The following is an 18972-nucleotide window of genomic DNA, read 5'->3' as shown; positions in this document are numbered from 1 at the left end:
GGACGCAGCCGGACACACTTTCACGACAGAGGCCCTCCCGGGACACCCCGGGCAGGGCCTCTGCCGCATTTTCCGGACCTTGGGGTCAGCCCGACGTGCCGGGCTCCACGGTCCGGACCTCCGCCACCTGCACGAGGATGCGGTGCCCGTCGGTGCGCACCAGCTGGACTTCGTGGAGGCGACGGTCTGAGAATCGGGCAAATGGGGTATGTCGGGCGCAGCCCGGCGCCAACCCCGGTGCCGCGACGCGGAGGTCCGCCCATGCCCGGTCCGCTCGACCCGCCCGCACCGTCGCCGACGCGACCCGTCCGTTCGCGCGGCCGGGGAGCCGTCGCCGGCGTCGTCGGGGCGGTGCTGGCGGCGACGATGGTGGTGGCACCCGACGCGGTCGCCGCGGACACACCCGGCCCGCTACCCGCGTCCGGCGGCTCGAGCGCCCAGACGGCGACGCCGGGGCCCGACCCGACGACCTCAGCGCCGGCCCCGCCGACTTCGGCGACCTCCGCGCAGCCCGGCACGGTGTCGGTGGCCGGCACCCCGCGTGTCGGCGCGAGCCTGACCGCCGTCACCGAGGGCTGGGACCCCGACCTGACGCTGACCTACCAGTGGACCGTCGACGGCACCCCCCTCGCGGGCGCCACGGACCCGACCCTCGTCCCACCGGCGTCGTCCCTCGGCAGGCAGGTCGCGGTCATCGTGACCTCCCACCGCGGCGACACCGTCGTCGACGTGGTGACGAGCGACCCGATCGGACCGGTCGGACCGGGGATCTTCACCGCGGCCCCAGCCCCGTCGGTGACCGGGACGCTGCGCGTCGGTCGCATCCTCACCGCGGTCCCGGGCGCCTGGGCGCCGGCCGCCACCTTCACCTACCAATGGCGCGTCGACGGCGTGCCTGTGAGCGGTGCCACCCGGAGCACCTACACGCTGCAGGCCGCCGACCGGACCAAGCGGGTGACGGTGACGGTCACCGGCTCGCGGGACGGTTTCACGCCGGTCGCGCGCACGTCCGCACCGACGGCTGCCGTCGACTGGGGCATCTTCGCGGCGGCTCCCGTCCCGGTGGTCACCGGTACGCCGCAGATCGGCTCGTCCGTGGGCGTCGCACCGGGGACGTGGTCGCCCAGCGCGACCCTGAGCTACCAGTGGCGGATCGACGGCCGCGCCGTCGCCGGCGCGACGAAGTGGTGGCTCTACCTCGACGCGACGCGGCTCGGGCATCGCGTCGACGTCGTCGTCACGGCGCGACGGTCGGGTTTCCTCACGGTCGTGCGAACGAGTGCGTCGCGCGGACCGATCACCCGCCCGTTCACCACCGCACCGACGCCGACCGTCGGTGGGTTCTTCCGGCGCGTCGGGTGGCCGGTCACCGTGACCACGGGCGCATGGAGCCCGTCCGCCGGTATCACGGTCCAGTGGCGTCGCAACGGTGTCGCCATCCCGGGAGCCACGACCCGCGCCTACCGGCCGACGCGGGCCGACCTCGGCAAGCGGCTCACGGTGACGGTCACCGGGCGACGGGCCGGCTACACGACCACCGCACGTACGAGCGCCGCCACGCCCGCGATCCTGCCCGCGCCCTACGGCTTCACCGACGCCGGCACCCCGGCGACACCTCCGGTGGCCGCCTACGCCCCCTCGACGATCAAGCTCATGACCGACGAGCAGTGGGCCAAGGTCACGGCCAGCGGCGTGTGGCGGAGTGGTTGCCCGGGCTACCGGACGTCGTTCCGGCGCGTCGAGGTGCCCTACCGCGGGCTCGACGGCCAGACGCACCGCGGCTGGGTCAATGTCAATGCCGACGTCGCCACGAGCACCGCGAAGATCTTCAACACCCTCTACGCCAAGGGTTTCCGCATGCACCGCGTCGAGGGCATCGAGATGTTCGGCGGCTGGGAGTGGCTCGGGTCGAAGGGCAACGTGTCGACGGCGCTCAACTGCCGCAAGCCCTCGGAGCAGAACTCGAGCAACTCGTCCTCACCGCACGCGTGGGGCCGCGCCCTCGACCTCAACCCGGTGCAGAACCCCTACATCAACCCGCGCACCGGCACGTGGGACCCCAACGCCCCCGCCTCCTCGACCGCCCCCGGGGCGATTCGCTACGGCGGCCTCGCCTGGACGGTGCTGCGTTCCTACGACTGGTACTGGTCGGGCACCGACGCGTGGCGCGACTACATGCACTTCGACACCGGATACCCGTCGCGGCCCAAGGCGGGCTACGCCACGACCCCGGACGGAGACGACCTCCTGCACGGCACCCTGCGCTGAGGCGTCGCGCCGTCGACGCGACCGTCGACAGTGCTCGTCGACAGTGCTCGTCGACAGTGCTCGTCGACAGTGCTCGTCGACAGTGCTCGTCGACCCGAGTGGGCTCGACGCGGAGGCATGCCACAGGTAAGGGTGGGGCATGAGCAGCGGCCTCGACGCAGACCACACCTTCGACGTCATCGTCATCGGGCTCGGCCCCGGCGGCGAGCACGTGGCCGGCACCCTCGCCGAACGCGGGCTGCGCGTCCTCGGCGTCGACCGCCGCCTCGTCGGCGGCGAGTGCCCCTACTGGGGATGCATCCCGTCGAAGATGATGATCCGTGCTGCTGACGCCCTCGCCGAGGCGCGGCGCGTCCCGGACCTCGCGGGCAGCATCGGCCAGGTCAGTCCCGACTGGGGGCACGTGCACCGGCGCATCCGCGACGAGGCCACCGACGACTGGGACGACAAGGTCGCCGTCGACCGCCTCGTCGGCAAGGGCGCCACGTTCGTCCGGGGGACCGGAGTCATCACCGGGTCCGGCCGGGTCGCCGTCGACGGCACCGCGTACACCGCGACCACCGGGATCGTCGTCAACACCGGCACGACCCCGGCGATCCCGCCCATCGAGGGCCTCGCGGACGTGCCCTACTGGACCAACCACGAGGCCGTCGAGGCCGCCGAGCTGCCGGCCTCGCTCGTCGTGCTCGGTGGCGGCGCCATCGGCTGCGAGCTGAGCCAGGCCATGGCCCGCTTCGGCACGAGCGTCACCGTCGTCGAGGCGGCCGACCGGCTCCTCGCCCTCGAGGAGCCGGAGGCGTCGGCGAAGGTGGCGGAGGTGTTCGAGGCCGAGGGCATCACGGTGCACACCGGCGTCGGCGCCACCAGGGTCGAACGGCACGACGCCGGCGCCACCAGGGTCGAACGGCACGACGCCGGCGTCCGCGTCAGCCTCGAGGACGGCAGGCACGTCGACGCCGACCGGATCCTCGTGGCCACCGGCCGGCGCCCCGACGTCACCGGCGTCGGGCTGCACCACGTCGGTGTCGCCGAGGACGCACGCTTCGCCCCGGTCGACGACGAGTGCCGCGTCGCCGACGGCGTCTGGGCCATCGGAGACATCACCGGCAAGGGCGCGTTCACGCACGTGTCGATGTACCAGGCTGCGGTCGTCGTCCGCGACGTCCTCGGCGACGACGGGCCGCCCGCGGAGTACGCGGCGCTGCCCCGGGTCACCTTCACCGACCCCGAGGTCGGCGCGGTCGGCCTCACCGAGGCGCGGGCCCGCGAGCAGTACGACACGGTGCAGGTCGGCGTGACACCGCTCGGTGAGACGACGCGGGGCTGGATCGCCAAGGCCGACGGCCTCATCAAGGTGGTGGCCGACGCCGACAGCGGGCTGCTCGTGGGCGCGACCGTCGTCGGCCCTGCGGGTGGTGAGCTCCTCGGGGCGCTCGCGGTGGCGGTCCACGGCAAGGTCCCCGTCACCCGGCTCCGCTCGATGATCTACGCCTACCCGACGCTGCACCGTGGCATCGAGGACGCGCTCGGCCGGCTCGCCTGACGGGGTCGACGAGGGCGGGTACGGTCGACGGTCCGGCCGGCGAGCCACGACCGGCTCGGGTGCGGGGCCGTCGGAGACGCCCGGCTTCGGACGCTACGGTGAGGCCATGCCCCAGCGCCTGCTCGCCCTCGACCTCGACGGGACGACCCTCAGCCACATGGGCGAGCTGTCGCCCCGTGTCCGCGAAGCCGTCCGGGCGCTGCCGGAGGAGGTCAGGGTCGTCGTGGCCACCGGACGCTCGATCCTCGCGACGACCCCGGTGCTCGAGGAGCTCGGGATCACCACCGGGTTCGCCGTCTGCGCCAACGGGGCCGTGACGCTCGAGCTCGACCCGGCCGCCGAGCAGGGCTACCGAATCGTCGACACGGTGACCTTCGACCCGCGGCCCGTGCTGGAGAAGATGCGGGTCGCCCTTCCCGACGCGCTCATCGCCGTCGAGGAGCTCGGCGTCGGGTTCAAGGTCAGCCGGTACTTCCCGGACGGTGAGCTCATGGGCGAGTCGCGCGTGGTGTCGTGGGACGAGCTCGTCGAGCACCCCGTGACCCGTGTGACGCTGCGTCAGCCCGAGGCCAGCGCCGAGGAGTTCATGGAGATGGTCGAGCGGGCCGGCCTGCACGGCGTGTCCTACGCCGTCGGCTGGTCCGCCTGGCTCGACATCAACCCCGAGGGCGTGTCCAAGGGGTCCGCGCTCGAGCTCGTCCGGCGCAGCCTCGGCATCGAGCCGATCCACACCATCGCCTGCGGCGACCAGCGCAACGACCTCGAGATGCTGCACTGGGCGGCCTGGGGCGTCGCCATGGGCAACGCTCCCGACCAGGTCAAGGCCGTCGCCGACGAGGTGGCCGGTCACGTCGACGAGGACGGCCTCGTGCCCGTGCTCGAGGCGGTGAGTGCCGCGGTCAGGGACGGCGTCCCGTTCCGCGACGGCGTGCCCTCCGGGGCCACTGCACGTCTCGAGCTGTGACGCGCTCGCGCGGCCGGCGAGGCACGACGAGAATTCTCCCGGGTCGTGTCGAGACCGTCGGCCGCCGTTCGACGCAAGGGTGAGAGCAGGCGCACCGCCTGCACCGACCGAAGGAGACACCGTGCGTTTCATGATCATCGTCCCGGCCAACGCGGACTCCGAGCAGGGCCGAACCGGCACCGTCCAGCAGTTCGCGGACATGCAGGCCTACAACGAGCAGATGCTCCGCGCCGGCGTCTTCGTCGCGGGTGAGGGCCTGCACCCCACGAGCCGCGGGGCCCGCGTCACGTGGGCCGACGGCGAGTGGTCGGTGACCGACGGCCCGTTCGCCGAGGCCAAGGAGCTCATCGCCGGGTTCACCATCATCGAGGTGTCCTCCCGCGAGGAGGCCCTCGAGTGGCTCAAGAAGTGGCCGGCGTCGTGCGCGCCCGACCCGGGCCTGCACCTCGAGCTGCGCCAGGTCTATGCGCCCGAGGACTTCGGCGAGGAGTTCACCGCCGAGATGCGCGAACGTGAGGAGCGCATGCGCGAGGAGGCCGCCCGCAACGCGGCCCGCGGCTGACCTGCGGTCCGGGTGGTCACCACGGGACGCGTCCCTGAGGGCGTGATGCGCCGCGACCGCTACGTCACTGCTCAGTCAGAGTGAGCAGTGACGTAGCGGTGGTGGGTGTCCACCTGCCGGGTCGCGGGGCACCGGGCGGCCCCCGGAGTCGGTGCGGCGTGCGAGAGTGGCCCGGTGGCCGTGACGACCCAGCCCCACCCGGGCGAGCCGAGTCCTGACGAGGTGCGTCGCACCCTCGAGGCCGTGTGGCGCATGGAGGCCGCCAAGGTGACCGCCGTCGTGGCGCGCGTCGTCGGCGACATCGGCCTGGCCGAGGACCTCGCGCAGGACGCGTTCGTGCAGGCCCTCGAGCAGTGGCCACGTGACGGTGTCCCCGACAGGCCGGGGGCCTGGTTGACGCAGACCGCCCGCCGCCGGGCCGTCGACCGGATCCGCCGTGACGTCAACCTCGCCCGCAAGCTGCAGCAGGTCGGCCACGCCGAGGAGCTGCGGGTCGCCGACCTCGCCGAGGCCGACTTCGACGCCGCGCTCGAGGACATCGACGACGACGTCCTGGGCCTCATCTTCGCCGCCTGCCATCCCGCCCTCACCGCCCAGGCCCGGATCTCCCTGACGCTGCGGATGATCGGCGGCCTGACGACGCGCGAGATCGCGCGGGCGTTCCTCACCACCGAGACGACGATCGGCCAACGCATCTCGCGGGCGAAGCGAACGCTGAGCCAGGACGGCGTGACCGTCGCCGTGCCGTCCGGGTCCGAGCTGGCGCCCCGGCTCGCGTCCGTGCTCGAGGTCGTCTACCTCGTCTTCAACGAGGGGTACGCCGCGACGTCCGGGCGCGACTGGGTCCGCGGCGACCTCATGGAGGAGGCCATCCGTCTCGGGCGCGTCCTGGCCGCACTCGCGCCGCGTGAGGCCGAGGTCCACGGGCTGCTCGCCCTCATGGAGATCCAGGCCTCGCGCACCCGCGCGCGGATCGGCCCCGACGGCGAGCCGGTGCTGCTCCTCGACCAGGACCGCACCGCGTGGGACTGGGCCCTGATCCGCCACGCGCTCGCAGCCCTCGACCGGGCCCTCGCCCTCGCCGCCGCACCGGGCACCGACGGTGCCGCCCCCTCCGGACCGGGTCCCTACCTGCTCCAGGCGGCGATCGCCGCCTGCCACGCCCGGGCCCGCACGGCCGAGGAGACCGACTGGGCGCAGATGGTCGCTCTGTACGAGCAGCTCGCGGCAGTGCGTCCCTCGCCGGTCATCGACCTCAACCGCGCCGTCGCCCTGTCCTACGCCGCCGGTCCCGAGGCCGCCCTCGGCGTCGTCGACGAGCTGGTGGACGCCGGCGCGCTGGCCGACTACCACCTTCTCCCGAGCGTCCGGGGGGACCTCCTCCTGCGCCTGGGGCGGGGCGAGGAGGCCAGGGCCGAGTTCGCGCGCGCGGCCGACATGGCCCAGAACGAGGCCGAGCGCACGCTGCTTCGACGACGGGCCGCCGCGGAGGACTGACCCGAACCGTCACGGGCACCGGTGCATGAGGACTACCGTCGGAAGACCCTGCACCGACGACGACCGTCGACCGGGTCCGCCACGGAGGGAGGCCGCACGTGGCCCGCACCGAGGGCCGGGGCGCCACCCGGCACGCGACCGGCACGAAGTCCGACGTCGAGCACTGGGAGTCCGGCCGATCCACGACACGACCCGGCCGCGGGCCCTTCGACAACGCCTACACGCGCGGCATCACCGAGGAGCTGCCGCGACCCGCCGTCCGCAGCCGCGCCCTGCCGCCGATGCCGTTCGTGCTGCACGGCGCGGTGGTCACGCCCGAGGGTGCCTGGTCCAGCGGCTACGTCACCGTGGCCGACGGCGTGGTGGCACGGGTCTCGAGGCGCAAGCCGGGCGACCTGCCGGTGCAGGAGACGGACGGCGTCATCCTGCCCGGCCTGCTCGACCTGCACGGCCACCCCGAGTTCAACGTCTTCGCCGCCTGGGAGCCCCCGAAGCTCTTCGCCAACCGGTACGCATGGCGGCGCTCGACGCCGTACCAGCAGCTCGTCCGGGACCCGCAGAACGTCCTGCTGACGCGCGTGCCGCCGGGGACGGAGACCCGGTACGCGGAGGTACGCGCGCTCGTCGGCGGCGTGACCGGCATCCAGGGCGCGTCCGGCGCGAGCACGGCGACCGCTGAGCCGCTCGTGCGCAACGTCGACCAGTGGGCGTTCGGCGCGCACCGTGCCAGGTCGATGATCGACCTGCCGTCGGGCTCCTTCGGGCTGCCGACCTTCCAGCGCGTCATGGAGCGGATCGCAGCGGGTGAGGTCACCGCGTTCTACCTGCACCTGTCCGAGGGGCGGCGTGGAGATGCCGTGAGCGCCAAGGAGTTCCGACACTTCCTCGACCTCGGCGGCGCCACCCCGGCGACGAACATCATCCATGGCAGTGCCCTCTCGGCGGACGACCTGCGCACGGTCGCGGCCGCCGGGTGCCGGCTCGTGTGGTCGCCCCAGTCGAACCTGCGCCTCTACGGCGAGACGACCCTGGCGGGTGAGGCGCTCGCGGCGGGCATGCCGGTGGCGCTCGGGGCCGACTGGTTGCCGTCGGGCTCGACGAGCCTGCTCGCCGAGATGAAGGTCGCGCGCCGCGAGCTGGCCCAGCAGGGGCACCCGCTGGCCGCGGCGGACCTCGTCGCGATGGTGACGTCGGTGGCCGCCCGCGTCGCCGGGCTGGACGAGCACCTCGGCGCGCTGGCGGAGGGCCGGCCGGCCGACCTCGTCGTCCTCGAGCGCCACCACGCCGACCCGTACGAGAACGTCTGCCTCGCGGACCCGTCGTGGGTCGAGCTCGTCTGCATCGGGGGCGACGTCACCTACGCTCGCGCCGACTGGTTCGCCTCGCTCTCCGGCGCGGCCCAGGGAACGACGATCGAGGACCTCACCGCCTGGGGCAAACCGATGCGGCTCGACACCGGTTTCCAGGGCGGCGCCGACGTGCCACCGCTGTCGACGGTGCGTGGTCTGCTCACCGACGCCTACCCCGCGGTGGGGCCGATCTTCGCCTGACCCCACTCAGGCGACGAAGATGCAGAACGGGTGACCGGCGGGGTCTGCGAAGACGTAGAGGGGCTCGTCCTCGTCGTCGGACCGGTCGAGCAGGATCGTCGCGCCGAGCGCCACAGCCCGGTCGCGCTGACGGCCCAGGGCGGGCAGGTCGTCGACCGTCATGTCGAGGTGCGACATCTGGCGCTGGCGTGCCGGGTCGGGGCCGTCGGCGCTCCACACCGGTGGCTCGTACGCGGCGACCTGCTGGAAGGCGAGACCCCGCCCGCTGCGGGCGGCGTCCGGCTCGGGCCGCAGCACGAGCCAGTCCTCGCCGTTCGGATCCGGCTGACCGGCCGGTGGCAGCTCGTCACCCGGGCGGTAGGCGTAACCGAGCAGCTGCCGGTAGAACTCGGCGAGGGCCCGCGCGTCCGGGCAGTCGAGGACGACCTGGCGGAGCATGGGGTAGTCGCTGACGTCGCGGTCCATCACCCGACCGTAGCCCGTGGCGGTGACGCCCACCCGCTGCAGCGGGCCCCGGGGCGCGGCGCGGACGCCGGTCGGAAAGGGTCCGAACACGATCCGAACACGGTCCGGACCGTCGCCTGACCCCGGCCGGGCACCGTGGGTGCCATGACGAACGACATCCGCCGGACCACCGGCACGCTCCGAACCGTCCTGCAGCCGTCCGGCGCCGTCGTCGCCGCGGTGCTCCTCGCGGGCGGCCTCGCCCTGGGCGCCTGCTCCACGGGCGACGCCCCCGGTGCCGGCGGCACGGCTGTCGGCCTCGGTGCCGCGCAGGCACAGGCCTCCGGCGCCTCGGCCGACGCGACGACTGCCGACCTGGTCGACGCCGACCTGGTCGACGCAGCCCTGGGAGCGCCTGCGCCGGCGACGTCCGCGACCGCCGCGGACGCGCCCTTCGGCCAGGGCGACCGGCGCGGGCTCAGGGCTCGGCTGTTGCGCGCCCTACACGCCACGTGGGTCACCGAGGGCCGGACCGGGCCGGTCACGCACCAGGCCATCCGGGGCGAGGTCACCGCGGCATCGAGCACATCGGTGACCGTCAGGGCCCGGGACGGCGTCTCGTCGACCTTCACCGTCACCGGCGACACGAGGGTCCGGGCCCGCGCGAACGGCACGGCCCACGACTCGTCGATGGCCGCAGTCCGCGTCGGTGACAAGGCGTTCGTCGTGGGTACCGGTGCGACGCGCCCGACGGCCGGTGTCGTCGTCTTCCGCCACGCCAACGTGACCCCGTCGACCACACCTTCCCCGGGCACGACGAGCTGACCCCTGCTCCGCCGCGACGTCGCGGTCAGGAGGCCACGGGCTCGTCGCGCGACGCGTCCGGGGAGTCCTCCTCGGCCGGTGCGTCCGACGCGTTGCGGGTGGCCGCATCGGCACGCCGCCTGGCCACGAGGCTCGTCAGGGTGACGACGGCGAGGATGCCGACGATGACGCCGAGCGAGGCGAGCGTCGGGATCTCGGGGACGCCGGGCCACACGGTGTGCCCCCAGTGGAGCACCAGCTTGGCACCGATGAAGGCCAGGATGAGCGACAGGCCGTGCCCGAGGTGCACGAGCGAGGACAAGGCGTTCTCGAGGACGAAGTAGAGCGCGCGCAGGCCGAGCAGCGCGAACGCGTTCGTCGCGAAGACGAGGTAGGGGTCGCCGGTGATGCCGTAGACGGCCGGGACCGAGTCGATGGCGAAGACGACGTCGGTGCCGAGGATCGCGACGGCCACGACGGCGAGCGGCGTCAGCCGGCGGCGCCCGCCGCGCCTGACCGACAGGTGCGTGCCGTCGTAGTCATCGGTGACCGGGTGGAAGCGGCGGACCAGCTTGACGCTGCGCAGGTTCGCGACGTCGATCTGGTGGTCGCCGTGCGACAGCGCGTCCCGGCCGACCTTGACGGCGGTGGCCAGCAGGATCGCGCCGAAGAGCAGGAAGGTCCACGAGAAGGTGGCGATCATCTGGGCGCCGACGGCGATGAAGACGCCCCGCAGCACGAGGGCGCCGGCCACCCCGATGAGCAGCACCCTCTGGCGCAGCTCGCGGGGCACGGCGAACGCCGACAGCAGGATGATGAAGACGAAGAGGTTGTCGACCGACAGCGACTTCTCCACGAGGTAGCCGGTGTAGTACTCGAGGCCCTGCGGCGAGCCGTACCGGGACCAGAGCCACGCGCCGAAGGCCAGCGGGATCGCGACGTAGAACGCCGACCAGGCCACGGCCTCGCGCATGCTGGGGTCGTGCGGCCGTCGGGTGATGACGAAGTCGACCGCGAACAGGGCCACGATGCCGAGGATCGTGGCGGTCCACAGCGTCGGCGTCCCGATGGACAGGGTGGTCGTCGCGGTGCTGGACACGGTGGTGGTCGCGGTGGCGGACACGGTCGCGGTGGCGGACACGGCGGTCGGCGGGGCAAGGGTGGTGAGCACGGTGGTCTCCTCAGAACGGACACGTGGCGGTTCGTCTGAGGTCTCCTCCACCGGCTGGCACCGGCTCCCGTCCGGGGCGGCTGGGCCGCCGTACTGACCGGAACGGGACGTGGAAGTACTCCCCTCGTGCACAAGGGTACGTGACGCGTCGACCGAAGCCCAAGACGCCGCCGCGCGTCACCCCGACGGCAGCGGCGGTCGCACCCGGTTCTCGGGAGGAGGCACCGGCGTCCCGTCCGGTCCCACAGCCGCGGGCAGCCGGAGCGTGAACCGGGCCCCGCCCTCGGCCGCGTGCCCGGCCTCGACGTGTCCGCCGAGCAGCTCGGAGAGGCGCCCGACGATGGCCAGGCCGAGGCCCGTGCCGACCGGCCGAAGGCCCCGGTAGCGCTCGTGCAGGACCGACGGCTCGAACGCGACGGCGAGGTCGTCGTCGGTGAGGCCGGGACCGCCGTCGCGCACCTCGACGACGTGGACGGCCCCGGGCCCCGGGTGGGCGGCACCTGCGACGGTCCCCTCGGTACGCACCTCGACGACGATCGGCCGTCCCGACGGCGTGACGCGCAGGGCGTTCTCGAGGAGCCCGTCGACGAGCTGCCGCAGCCGCCCCGCGTCGGTGAGCACGGGCGCCGCCCGAACCCTCGTCACGAGTGCGAACGGGACCCCCACCGCGCCGCACCGTGCCGACCACACCGCCTCCACCTCATGGCCCACGACGACGAGGTCGGTGGGCCGGGGGTGCAGGCTCGGCGCCTGCGCACCGAGCCGCGCCAGGTCGAGCAGGTCGCCCACGAGACGCTCGAGGCGACGCGACTCCAGCAGCACGACACCACCCACCCGCGCCGCGTCCTGCGGGGGCACGACCCCGCTCGCGAGCGACTCGGCGTACCCGGTGATCCCGGTCAGCGGCGTCCGCAGGTCGTGCGACACCGACAGGAGGAAGTCGCGCTGGCGTCCCTCCGAACGCGAGAGCGAGGCCGACAGCAGGTTGAGGGCGCTCGCCACCTCGGCGACCTCGTTCGGCCCCTCGACCGGGACCGTGACGTCGCGTCGACCGGCGGCCAGGGCGTGCGCGGCATCGGCGGTCCTGCGCAGCGGGCGCGCGAGCCGAGCGGCGAGGGCCGCACTGACGGCGACGGCGACGAGCGCGGCGATGGCGAGAGCCAGCAGGACGCGGCGGACCAGCCGGTCAGAGGCGGCCGTCGCGTCGGACCGGCGCTGGGCCAGCACGATGCCACCTGCGTCGGTCGGCCGTCCCTCCACGAGGACGGTCGTGCCGTCGAGCTCGTCCCGCCCCGACACCGGCCGCCCGGCGAGCAGCGCCTCGGTGCGGGCGGGCGTCAGCGCCGCACGGGCCAGACGGCTGGTCGAGACGACGATCCCGCCCCGGCCGACGCTGGCCGACTCGACGCCGAGCGCCCCGAGGGTGCGGACCGCCCGGTTCTGCGCGACCCGCGCCACCTCACCGGTGTCGGCGCGGGCCGCCGCCGCGTCGGCGATCCGGGCGAGGGTGGCGCGCGCCGAGTCCTCGGCGGAGGAGCGCGCCAGCCCGACCGCGAGGAGCCCGGCGAGCACGGCGGTGAGGACCGCGATGCCGACGGCGAGCTGTGTGATGCGCCGCGACAGCGACGCGCCGTGCGAGGCGCCGTGCGAGGCGCTCACGGCGCGCGCTCGGCCGCGTAGCCAACGGACCGGACGGTGCGGATCGGGCTCGCCTCGCCGAGCTTCGCACGCACCTGCGCCACGTGGACGTCGACGGTCCGCCCACCCGCGGTGGAGCTGTAGCCCCACACCTCGCTGAGCAGCCGTTCCCGCGTGAAGACGACACCCGGGCGCCGCAGCAGATGTGCCAGGAGGTCGAACTCCGTTGCGGTCAGGGCGATCTGGCGGCCGTCGACGGTGACTTCGTGGCTCGTGAGGTCGACGCTGAGGGACCCGTGGCGCAGCACCTCCGGCGTGCCCGCGGTGCCGCGTGTCCGACGGAGGACACCGCCGAGGCGCGCGACGAGCTCGCGGGGGGAGAACGGCTTGGTCAGGTAGTCGTCGGCGCCCAGCTCGAGCCCCAGGACGCGGTCCACCTCGTCGTCGCGCGCGGTGACGAACAGCACCGGCGTCCAGTCGTTCTCGGCCCGCAGCCGCCGGCACACCTCGATGCCGTCCATCGTCGGCAGACCGATGTCGAGGATCACCGCCGAGGGACGCATCCGGCGGACGGCGGCCAGGGCCTGCCCACCGTCACCGACGACCTCGACCCCGTAGCCGGCGGCGCGCAGGTTGAGGCGCAGGAGGTCGGCGATGGTCGCCTCGTCCTCGACGACGAGCACGAGGCCACGCCGTGCCGGTGCGTCGCTGCTCGGGGGTTGGGCCGTGGGCACGCTCGCAGCGTAGAGCCCGCCGGACGCGCAGGCGTCACGCCGACGTCAGGATCGTGTCAGGACCGGTCCGTGGCGTGCGCGGCCGGGTCGGTCGGTCCGCCCGCGAGCGGTCCGGCCACGGCGTCCGCACCGGCGTCCGCACCGGCGTCCGCACCGCTGCCCGGACCGCTGTCCGGACCGCTGCCCGGACCGCTGCCCGGGCCCGGGGCTCGGCCACGACGCCGCAGGACGACCGCCGCGACGATGCCCCCGGCGAGGGCGAGGAGTCCGGCTGCCGCCCACCAGGACCCGGCCTCGGCCGCGATCCAGGCCTGGACGACCGCGAGACCCACGGTGGCGTAGAGCGTCGCCCACACCGCCGACCCGACCACCGCCGCCGGCACGTACCAGCGCAACGGCATCCGCATGACGCCGGCGGTCAGGTGCACCGCGGTCTGGACGCCGACCGTGAGGTAGGACAGCGTGACGGCCACGGGCCCCAGTCGTCGCAGCCACGCCTCGGCGCGCGAGGTCAGTTCGTTGTGCCTGCCACGGTAGCGACGCCACCCGGAGACGGCCCCACGGCCGACCCAGTACGTGCCGTTCGAGCGGACCATCGCGCTCGCGAACAGTGCGAGGAACGCCTGCCAGAAGGGCAGGGCGGCGATGGCGTCGAGCATGGCGCCACTCTAGGTGTCCCGCCGGCGGCCCCGGTCCGGCTGTCGACCTCGGCGGCACGGCCTGCGCTTCGCGGCACGTGCCGCTCGGCCCCGGCCCGGCCCTGCCCCGAAGCGCGCACCGTGCCGCGAACCACCGCGGCGGTGGGATGCTTGGCCCTGCCATGTCGAACGCCAGCGCCCGCCCGAGTCACGACCTCGTCATCACCTCGCCCTCGAACCCGCGCCTCAAGTCCCTCCTCGGGCTGCGTCGGCGCCGGACCCGTGAGGAGACCGGCCGCACCCTCGTCGAGGGGTACGAGGAGATCGGGCTCGCGCTGTCGGCCGGGGTGCGACCCGCGTCGGTGTTCGTCTGCGAGGAGCTCTTCAGCCCCGCAGGGGTGGCCGGGTCCCAGCGCATCGGGGACCAGGCCGAGCTGCTCGACCGGCTCCGCGACGACCGCGTGGAGGTCGTGCGGCTGGGTCGGGCCGCGTTCGAGAAGGTGTCCTACCGCGAGGGGCCCGACGGGCTGCTCGCCGTCGTCGACGCCGTGGGTCGGCCGCTCGGCGACCTGCGCGTCGACGCCCCGGACCACCTGACGCTGCTGTCGCAGGGCGTCGAGAAGCCCGGCAACCTCGGCGCGATGCTGCGCACGGCCGACGCGGCCGGCGTGGACGCCGTCGTGGCGGCCGACCCCGTCACCGACTGGGGCAACCCGAACGTCGTCCGTGCGAGCAAGGGCACGGTGTTCGCGGTGCCGGTGGCGGCCGCCCCGACCGCCGAGGTCCTCGCCTGGCTGCGGGCCAACGACGTCCGGCTCGTCGTCACGACGCCCGAGACCGACCTGCTGCACACGGACGCCGACTACACCGGACGCGTCGCCGTGGCCGTGGGCAGCGAGAAGCACGGGGCCGACGCGGCCCTGCTCGCGGCCGCCGACGTGCGGGTGCGCATCCCGATGCACGGCCGGGCCAACAGCCTCAACGTGTCGGTGGCGGCCGCCGTGGTCCTCTACGAGGCCGTCCGCCAGCGCACGCGGTGACGTCCGGTCTGCGTACGTGTGTGGCGCGTGTGGCGGTCGTGTGACGCCCGGGTAACGGCTCGTCAGGGGCCCTACCGACCGGGACAGGGGGTGGTCAAGAGCACCCCTCGGCGTGTGTCACGATGTTCTGTATGCGAGTTGACCACGTCTCCTATGCGGCCGAGGCGGGTGGCCTCAAGGCCACGGCCGAGCGCCTGTCGAAGCTCATCGGTGTGACGCCCGTCGACGGCGGGGTCCACCCGCGGTTCGGCACCCGCAACATCATCTTCCCGCTGGCCAAGGACCACTACCTCGAGGTCGTCGAGGTGCTGGACCACCCGGCGTCCGACAAGGCGCCCTTCGGCCAGGCCGTCCGGGCCCGCTCCGAGGCCGGCGGCGGCTGGCTCGGCTGGGTCGTCGCGGTCGACGACATCACCGTCGTCGAGAAGCGCCTCGGCCGCGACTCCGTGGAGGGCAACCGGCACCGTCCCGACGGTACCGAGCTCAAGTGGCGCCAGCTCGGCATCAAGGGCCTGCTCGCCGACCCGCAGGTTCCCTACTTCATCGAGTGGGACGACATGACGGTGCACCCGTCCGCCGGTTCCGACACGGAGGTGTCCATCGACAACCTCCAGATCGCCGGCGACCCGCGGCGCGTCCGCGAGTGGCTCGGCCCGGAGGACACGTTCGACAAGGGCGGCATCGACTTCACGTTCGTGGCGCCGCACGGCACGCCGGGGCTGCTCTCCGTCACCTTCGACACGCCCCGCGGCAAGGTCACGATCTGACCCGACGCCTGACCCGACGGGTCGGCTCGCACCTCGAAGAGGCCACCTCCCGCATCGCGGCAGGTGGCCTCTCGACGTGAGAGGAGCCCTGCTCCGAGGTCCTCCGCGGTTCTCCGGGGCCGGGTCGCGCCCGGGAGCGCAGCGGTCAGCGCGGGACGCGTCGCAGCCGCAGCGAGCTGACGACGACGAGCACCGAGGAGAGCGCCGTCGCCGCGCCGGCGACCATCGGGTCGAGCAGCCCGAACGCCGCGAGCGGGATCGCCACGACGTTGTACCCGAAGGCCCACGCCAGGTTCTGCCGGACGACGCGCAGCGTCGCCCGCGAGAGCGCGATCGCGTCGCCGGCGGCCGACAGGTCCGGGCGCGCGAGGACGATGTCCGCAGAGGCCGTCGCGACGTCCGTGCCGGTGCCCATGGCGATGCCGAGGTCGGACTGGGCCAGCGCGGCCGCGTCGTCGACGCCGTCCCCGACCATCGCCACGACCCTGCCCTCGCGCTGGAGCGCGGTGACGACCTCGTGCTTGTCCGCCGGGAGGACCTCGGCGCGCACGTGGGCGGGGTCGATGCCGACCTGCTCGGCGATGCTTCGTGCGTTCGCGGCGCTGTCGCCGGTGAGCAGGTACGGGGTGAGGCCCAGGGCCTGCAACCGGGCCACGGCCGCGGGGGACGTGTCGCGGACGGTTTCCTCCACCGTGAGGGCCGCCTGGGCCACGCCGTCCCAGCCGACGTAGACCGTCGTCCCGGCGTGCGTCGCGGCGTGCTCGACGAGGGCCGGGTCGACCTGCTCGAACAGCACCGCCTTGCCGACGGTGACCTCGGTGTCCCTGATGCGCGCGGTGGCGCCCTCGCCGGGGTTGGCCTCGAAGTCGCGGATGCGGGGCAGGTCCAGCCTCGCCAGGCGGGCGCCGGCGACGATCGCCTGCGCGACGGGGTGCTCGCTGCCCTGCTCGACGGCGGCGGCCGCGACGAGGGCGGCCTTCTTCGACAGCCGCCCGCGCACGGCGATGCTGCGCAGCCGGAGCTCGCCGGTGGTCACGGTGCCGGTCTTGTCCAGCACGACGGTGTCGACGCGTCGGGTCGACTCGAGGACCTCGGGGCCCGTGACGAACGTGCCGAGCTGGGCACCGCGGCCGGTGCCGACGAGCAGGGCCGTCGGCGTCGCCAGGCCGAGCGCGCGGGGGCAGGCGATGAGGAGCACCGTCACCGCGACCCCGAGCGAGCGACCGACGTCGTGGCCGGTGAGCAGCCAGCCGACGAGCGTCGCCGCGGCGACCCCCAGCACGACGGGCACCAGGACGGCCGACACCCGGTCGGCGAGGCGCTGCCCACGCGTCCTGCCGGTCCGGGCGTCCTCGACGAGGCGGTGGATGCGGGCGAGCATCGTGTCGGCACCGACGCGTCGGGCCTCGACGACGATGCGTCCGGTCGTGCTGACCGAGCCGCCCGCCACCTCGCTGCCGGGCCCCACGTCGACGGGGGAGGATCCACCGGTGACGAGGCTCGCGTCGACGGCGCTCGACCCGTCGAGCACGACGCCGTCGGTGGCGATCGTCTCGCCGGGTCGGACGATGAGCTGGTCGCCGACGGCGAGCCGCGCGACGGGCACCCGGACCTCACTCGTCGTCCGGGTGGTCGGGTCGATGCGCAGCACCGACGCGTCGCGGGCGCCGGCGTGCAGCAGCGTCGTCAGCGCCTGCCGGCCGGGCTCCCGGGCGCGGGCCTCGAGGAGACGCCCGCCGAGCAGCACGGTCGTGACCACGGCCGAGGCGTCGGCGTACAGCGCCCGCCCACCGGCGAGGGCGGCGACGAGCGAGTAGCACCATGCGGTGAGGACGCCGAGCGACACGAGCGAGTCCGCCGTCGGAGCGAGGCGGCGCGCGTCGACTGCGGCGAGGCGGTGGAAGGGCCAGGCGCACCACAGCACCACCGGCGCCGCCAGCACCAGCTGGAGCCATCGGCTCCACGTCGGTCCGGGAGCGAGCACCGCCAGCGCGAGCACCGGCACCGTGAGGAGCATCGCGAGGACCAGCCGTGGACGGAGGACGGCACGTGTCGGCGAGCCGTCGAGGTGGCTCGCGTCAGGCGCCCGAGCGTCGTCGTGGGGCCCGGCGGAGGAGGCCGTCGGTTGCCCGTCGAGCGCGCGGCCGGGCGTCCCGGGGTCGGGGGCTGCACCGGTCCTCGAGCGGCGGGCTGCCTCCGCGGCGCGCAGCTTCTCGAGCAGCGCGCCCGCGGCCGGACGCCGGTCGAGCGGGCGCGCGCCGTAGCCCGTCCGCTCGACCTCGGCGACGATGTCCGCGACGGTGAGCGGGGCGGAGTAGGTGACGAGCGCCTTCGCGGTGGCGAGGTCGACGGTGGCCGACTCGATGCCGTCGAGCCGGCTCAGCGTGCCCTCGATGCGGGCCGGGCACGAGGCGCGCGTCATCCCGCTGATCGCCAGCCGGACCTGGTCCGGTCGCTGCGGCCGCGGGGGCGACTGACGCTCGTCGGTGCTCATCGGCTCACCACGTCACCGCAGCGTGTACCCGGCCTCGACGACCGCGGCCTCGACGGCGGCCGGGTCGAGGGGTGCGTCGCTGGTGATGGTGACGGGGGAGTCGGAGCCGGCGTGCAGGTCGACGTCGACGCCGGTGACGCCGGGCACCTCCGACAGCTCCTCGGTGACGCTGGCGACGCAGTGGCCGCACGTCATCCCCGACACGGTGATGGTCGTGACGGTCTGGCTCATCGTGGTTCCTCCGATCGGTTCGGGTGGTTCGGGTGTTCCGTTGGTTCGGCGGGTTCGGCGGGTCCGGCGGTTCGGCGGTCCGGCGGTTCGGCTGCGCCCGAGGCGTGACGACGTCGGCCGCCTCACGCACCATCTCACCTGCGCCGGCCCCGGGCGGTGTTCCTCGCCGTCATGTCGCGGCATCGAGGTACGCGGCGACGAGGCGTCTGGGTGCGCGAGCGAGCCAGGCGTCGGTGACGACCTCTCGCAGCTCGGCCACCGTCAGGCGTCCGAGATCACGTTCGAGCAGGAGGACGGCGTTGTACCCGTTCCAGTGCGGCGTCGTGAACCACGGCGACGCCGGGTCGGAGACCATCGCCAGCTTGTCCTCGGCCGTGCAGTGAAAGGGGAGGACGTCGGTGTAGCGCTCGCCCGTCTCGGGGTCCGTGGCGTCCTTGCGCGGCCCGCGGGCGAAGACGAAGATCCTGCCGCCGACGAGGTAGGCCGGTCGGTCACCGTCCGACGGCTCGCGGGTCACCTCGGGCAGGGCGAGCGCGATCTCGTCGATGTCGGCCAGCCTGGCCCTGCGGGAACGCGCCATGCCTCAGCACGGTAGCCCGCGCACCCGGACCCGCAACACACCGAGCA

General features: G+C 74.1%; 17 protein-coding genes. 9 read left to right on the top strand and 8 right to left on the bottom strand.

Annotated elements, in window-relative coordinates:
* Positions 1-261: 261 nt before the first annotated feature.
* From ACPYOM_RS02435 to ACPYOM_RS02410, 6 genes are all read left to right on the top strand, one after another.
* Positions 262-2268: a M15 family metallopeptidase gene (locus ACPYOM_RS02435; protein WP_481344760.1), complete on the top strand. Its 2007-nt coding sequence runs from the start codon at positions 262-264 to the stop codon at positions 2266-2268.
* Positions 2269-2407: 139 nt separating this feature from the next.
* Positions 2408-3811, top strand: a complete 1404-nt coding sequence (locus ACPYOM_RS02430) for a dihydrolipoyl dehydrogenase family protein (protein ID WP_481344759.1) — start codon at positions 2408-2410, stop codon at positions 3809-3811.
* A 106-nt stretch (positions 3812-3917) separates the two neighbouring features.
* Positions 3918-4775 (top strand): HAD family hydrolase, encoded by an 858-nt coding sequence (locus ACPYOM_RS02425; RefSeq protein WP_481344758.1) that lies wholly within the window; start codon positions 3918-3920, stop codon positions 4773-4775.
* A 130-nt stretch (positions 4776-4905) separates the two neighbouring features.
* A complete protein-coding gene (locus ACPYOM_RS02420) occupies positions 4906-5337 on the top strand; it encodes a YciI family protein (RefSeq protein ID WP_481341406.1) in 432 nt (143 codons plus the stop codon).
* A gap of 252 nt (positions 5338-5589) precedes the next feature.
* Positions 5590-6834 (top strand): RNA polymerase sigma factor, encoded by a 1245-nt coding sequence (locus ACPYOM_RS02415; RefSeq protein WP_481344763.1) that lies wholly within the window; start codon positions 5590-5592, stop codon positions 6832-6834.
* 98 nt (positions 6835-6932) lie between these two features.
* The gene (locus tag ACPYOM_RS02410; protein WP_481344757.1) at positions 6933-8384 is read left to right on the top strand and encodes an amidohydrolase family protein; all 1452 of its coding nucleotides are present in this window, start codon (positions 6933-6935) and stop codon (positions 8382-8384) included.
* A 6-nt stretch (positions 8385-8390) separates the two neighbouring features.
* On the opposite strand, the gene ACPYOM_RS02405 is transcribed toward ACPYOM_RS02410, so the two are convergent.
* Positions 8391-8849 (bottom strand): VOC family protein, encoded by a 459-nt coding sequence (locus tag ACPYOM_RS02405; protein ID WP_481344756.1) that lies wholly within the window; start codon positions 8847-8849, stop codon positions 8391-8393.
* Between the two features lie 144 nt (positions 8850-8993).
* Here ACPYOM_RS02405 and ACPYOM_RS02400 point away from each other — a divergent pair, with 144 nt between their 5' ends.
* Positions 8994-9653, top strand: a complete 660-nt coding sequence (locus ACPYOM_RS02400) for a hypothetical protein (RefSeq protein ID WP_481344755.1) — start codon at positions 8994-8996, stop codon at positions 9651-9653.
* A gap of 25 nt (positions 9654-9678) precedes the next feature.
* Here ACPYOM_RS02400 and ACPYOM_RS02395 read toward each other — a convergent pair whose 3' ends face one another.
* The 4 genes from ACPYOM_RS02395 to ACPYOM_RS02380 all read right to left on the bottom strand — a co-directional run bounded on the left by ACPYOM_RS02395 (position 9679) and on the right by ACPYOM_RS02380 (position 13834).
* Positions 9679-10731 (bottom strand): TerC family protein, encoded by a 1053-nt coding sequence (locus ACPYOM_RS02395; protein ID WP_481344762.1) that lies wholly within the window; start codon positions 10729-10731, stop codon positions 9679-9681.
* Positions 10732-10980: 249 nt separating this feature from the next.
* Positions 10981-12462, bottom strand: coding sequence for a sensor histidine kinase (locus ACPYOM_RS02390; RefSeq protein WP_481344754.1), 1482 nt, complete (start codon positions 12460-12462; stop codon positions 10981-10983).
* Positions 12459-13175: a response regulator transcription factor gene (locus ACPYOM_RS02385; RefSeq protein WP_481344753.1), complete on the bottom strand. Its 717-nt coding sequence runs from the start codon at positions 13173-13175 to the stop codon at positions 12459-12461. The genes ACPYOM_RS02390 and ACPYOM_RS02385 overlap by 4 nt, the downstream gene beginning before the upstream one ends.
* Before the next feature lie 56 nt (positions 13176-13231).
* Complete coding sequence (locus ACPYOM_RS02380; RefSeq protein WP_481344752.1) at positions 13232-13834, bottom strand: DedA family protein; 603 nt, start codon at positions 13832-13834, stop codon at positions 13232-13234.
* 161 nt (positions 13835-13995) lie between these two features.
* Between ACPYOM_RS02380 and ACPYOM_RS02375 the strand changes: the two genes are divergently transcribed.
* Together ACPYOM_RS02375 and ACPYOM_RS02370 are read left to right on the top strand one after the other, a co-directional pair.
* On the top strand, positions 13996-14853 hold the full coding sequence (locus tag ACPYOM_RS02375; protein ID WP_481344751.1) for a TrmH family RNA methyltransferase: 858 nt from the start codon (positions 13996-13998) through the stop codon (positions 14851-14853).
* A gap of 131 nt (positions 14854-14984) precedes the next feature.
* On the top strand, positions 14985-15620 hold the full coding sequence (locus ACPYOM_RS02370) for a VOC family protein (RefSeq protein WP_481341391.1): 636 nt from the start codon (positions 14985-14987) through the stop codon (positions 15618-15620).
* A 145-nt stretch (positions 15621-15765) separates the two neighbouring features.
* Here ACPYOM_RS02370 and ACPYOM_RS02365 read toward each other — a convergent pair whose 3' ends face one another.
* From ACPYOM_RS02365 to ACPYOM_RS02355, 3 genes are all read right to left on the bottom strand, one after another.
* Positions 15766-18114, bottom strand: coding sequence for a heavy metal translocating P-type ATPase (locus ACPYOM_RS02365; protein WP_481344750.1), 2349 nt, complete (start codon positions 18112-18114; stop codon positions 15766-15768).
* A gap of 12 nt (positions 18115-18126) precedes the next feature.
* Positions 18127-18345, bottom strand: a complete 219-nt coding sequence (locus ACPYOM_RS02360) for a heavy-metal-associated domain-containing protein (RefSeq protein ID WP_481341393.1) — start codon at positions 18343-18345, stop codon at positions 18127-18129.
* Between the two features lie 169 nt (positions 18346-18514).
* Complete coding sequence (locus ACPYOM_RS02355) at positions 18515-18925, bottom strand: MmcQ/YjbR family DNA-binding protein (protein WP_481344749.1); 411 nt, start codon at positions 18923-18925, stop codon at positions 18515-18517.
* Positions 18926-18972: the final 47 nt, after the last annotated feature.

The organism is Monashia sp. HAY1-2A (assembly GCF_056755315.1).
Note: the sequence above shows the minus strand (reverse complement) of the source record. Positions and strands in the feature narration are given on the sequence as shown.

Bases quoted from the DNA above. Each gene is read 5' to 3' on its own strand.
- ACPYOM_RS02380 (WP_481344752.1), bottom strand. From the start codon at position 13,834: ATGCTCGACGCCATCGCCGCCCTGCCCTTCTGGCAGGCGTTCCTCGCA.
- ACPYOM_RS02435 (WP_481344760.1), top strand. From the start codon at position 262: ATGCCCGGTCCGCTCGACCCGCCCGCACCGTCGCCGACGCGACCCGTC.
- ACPYOM_RS02365 (WP_481344750.1), bottom strand. From the start codon at position 18,114: ATGAGCACCGACGAGCGTCAGTCGCCCCCGCGGCCGCAGCGACCGGAC.
- ACPYOM_RS02360 (WP_481341393.1), bottom strand. From the start codon at position 18,345: ATGAGCCAGACCGTCACGACCATCACCGTGTCGGGGATGACGTGCGGC.
- ACPYOM_RS02420 (WP_481341406.1), top strand. From the start codon at position 4,906: ATGATCATCGTCCCGGCCAACGCGGACTCCGAGCAGGGCCGAACCGGC.
- ACPYOM_RS02425 (WP_481344758.1), top strand. From the start codon at position 3,918: ATGCCCCAGCGCCTGCTCGCCCTCGACCTCGACGGGACGACCCTCAGC.
- ACPYOM_RS02415 (WP_481344763.1), top strand. From the start codon at position 5,590: ATGGAGGCCGCCAAGGTGACCGCCGTCGTGGCGCGCGTCGTCGGCGAC.
- ACPYOM_RS02355 (WP_481344749.1), bottom strand. From the start codon at position 18,925: ATGGCGCGTTCCCGCAGGGCCAGGCTGGCCGACATCGACGAGATCGCG.
- ACPYOM_RS02400 (WP_481344755.1), top strand. From the start codon at position 8,994: ATGACGAACGACATCCGCCGGACCACCGGCACGCTCCGAACCGTCCTG.
- ACPYOM_RS02375 (WP_481344751.1), top strand. From the start codon at position 13,996: ATGTCGAACGCCAGCGCCCGCCCGAGTCACGACCTCGTCATCACCTCG.
- ACPYOM_RS02370 (WP_481341391.1), top strand. From the start codon at position 14,985: ATGCGAGTTGACCACGTCTCCTATGCGGCCGAGGCGGGTGGCCTCAAG.
- ACPYOM_RS02405 (WP_481344756.1), bottom strand. From the start codon at position 8,849: ATGGACCGCGACGTCAGCGACTACCCCATGCTCCGCCAGGTCGTCCTC.
- ACPYOM_RS02430 (WP_481344759.1), top strand. From the start codon at position 2,408: ATGAGCAGCGGCCTCGACGCAGACCACACCTTCGACGTCATCGTCATC.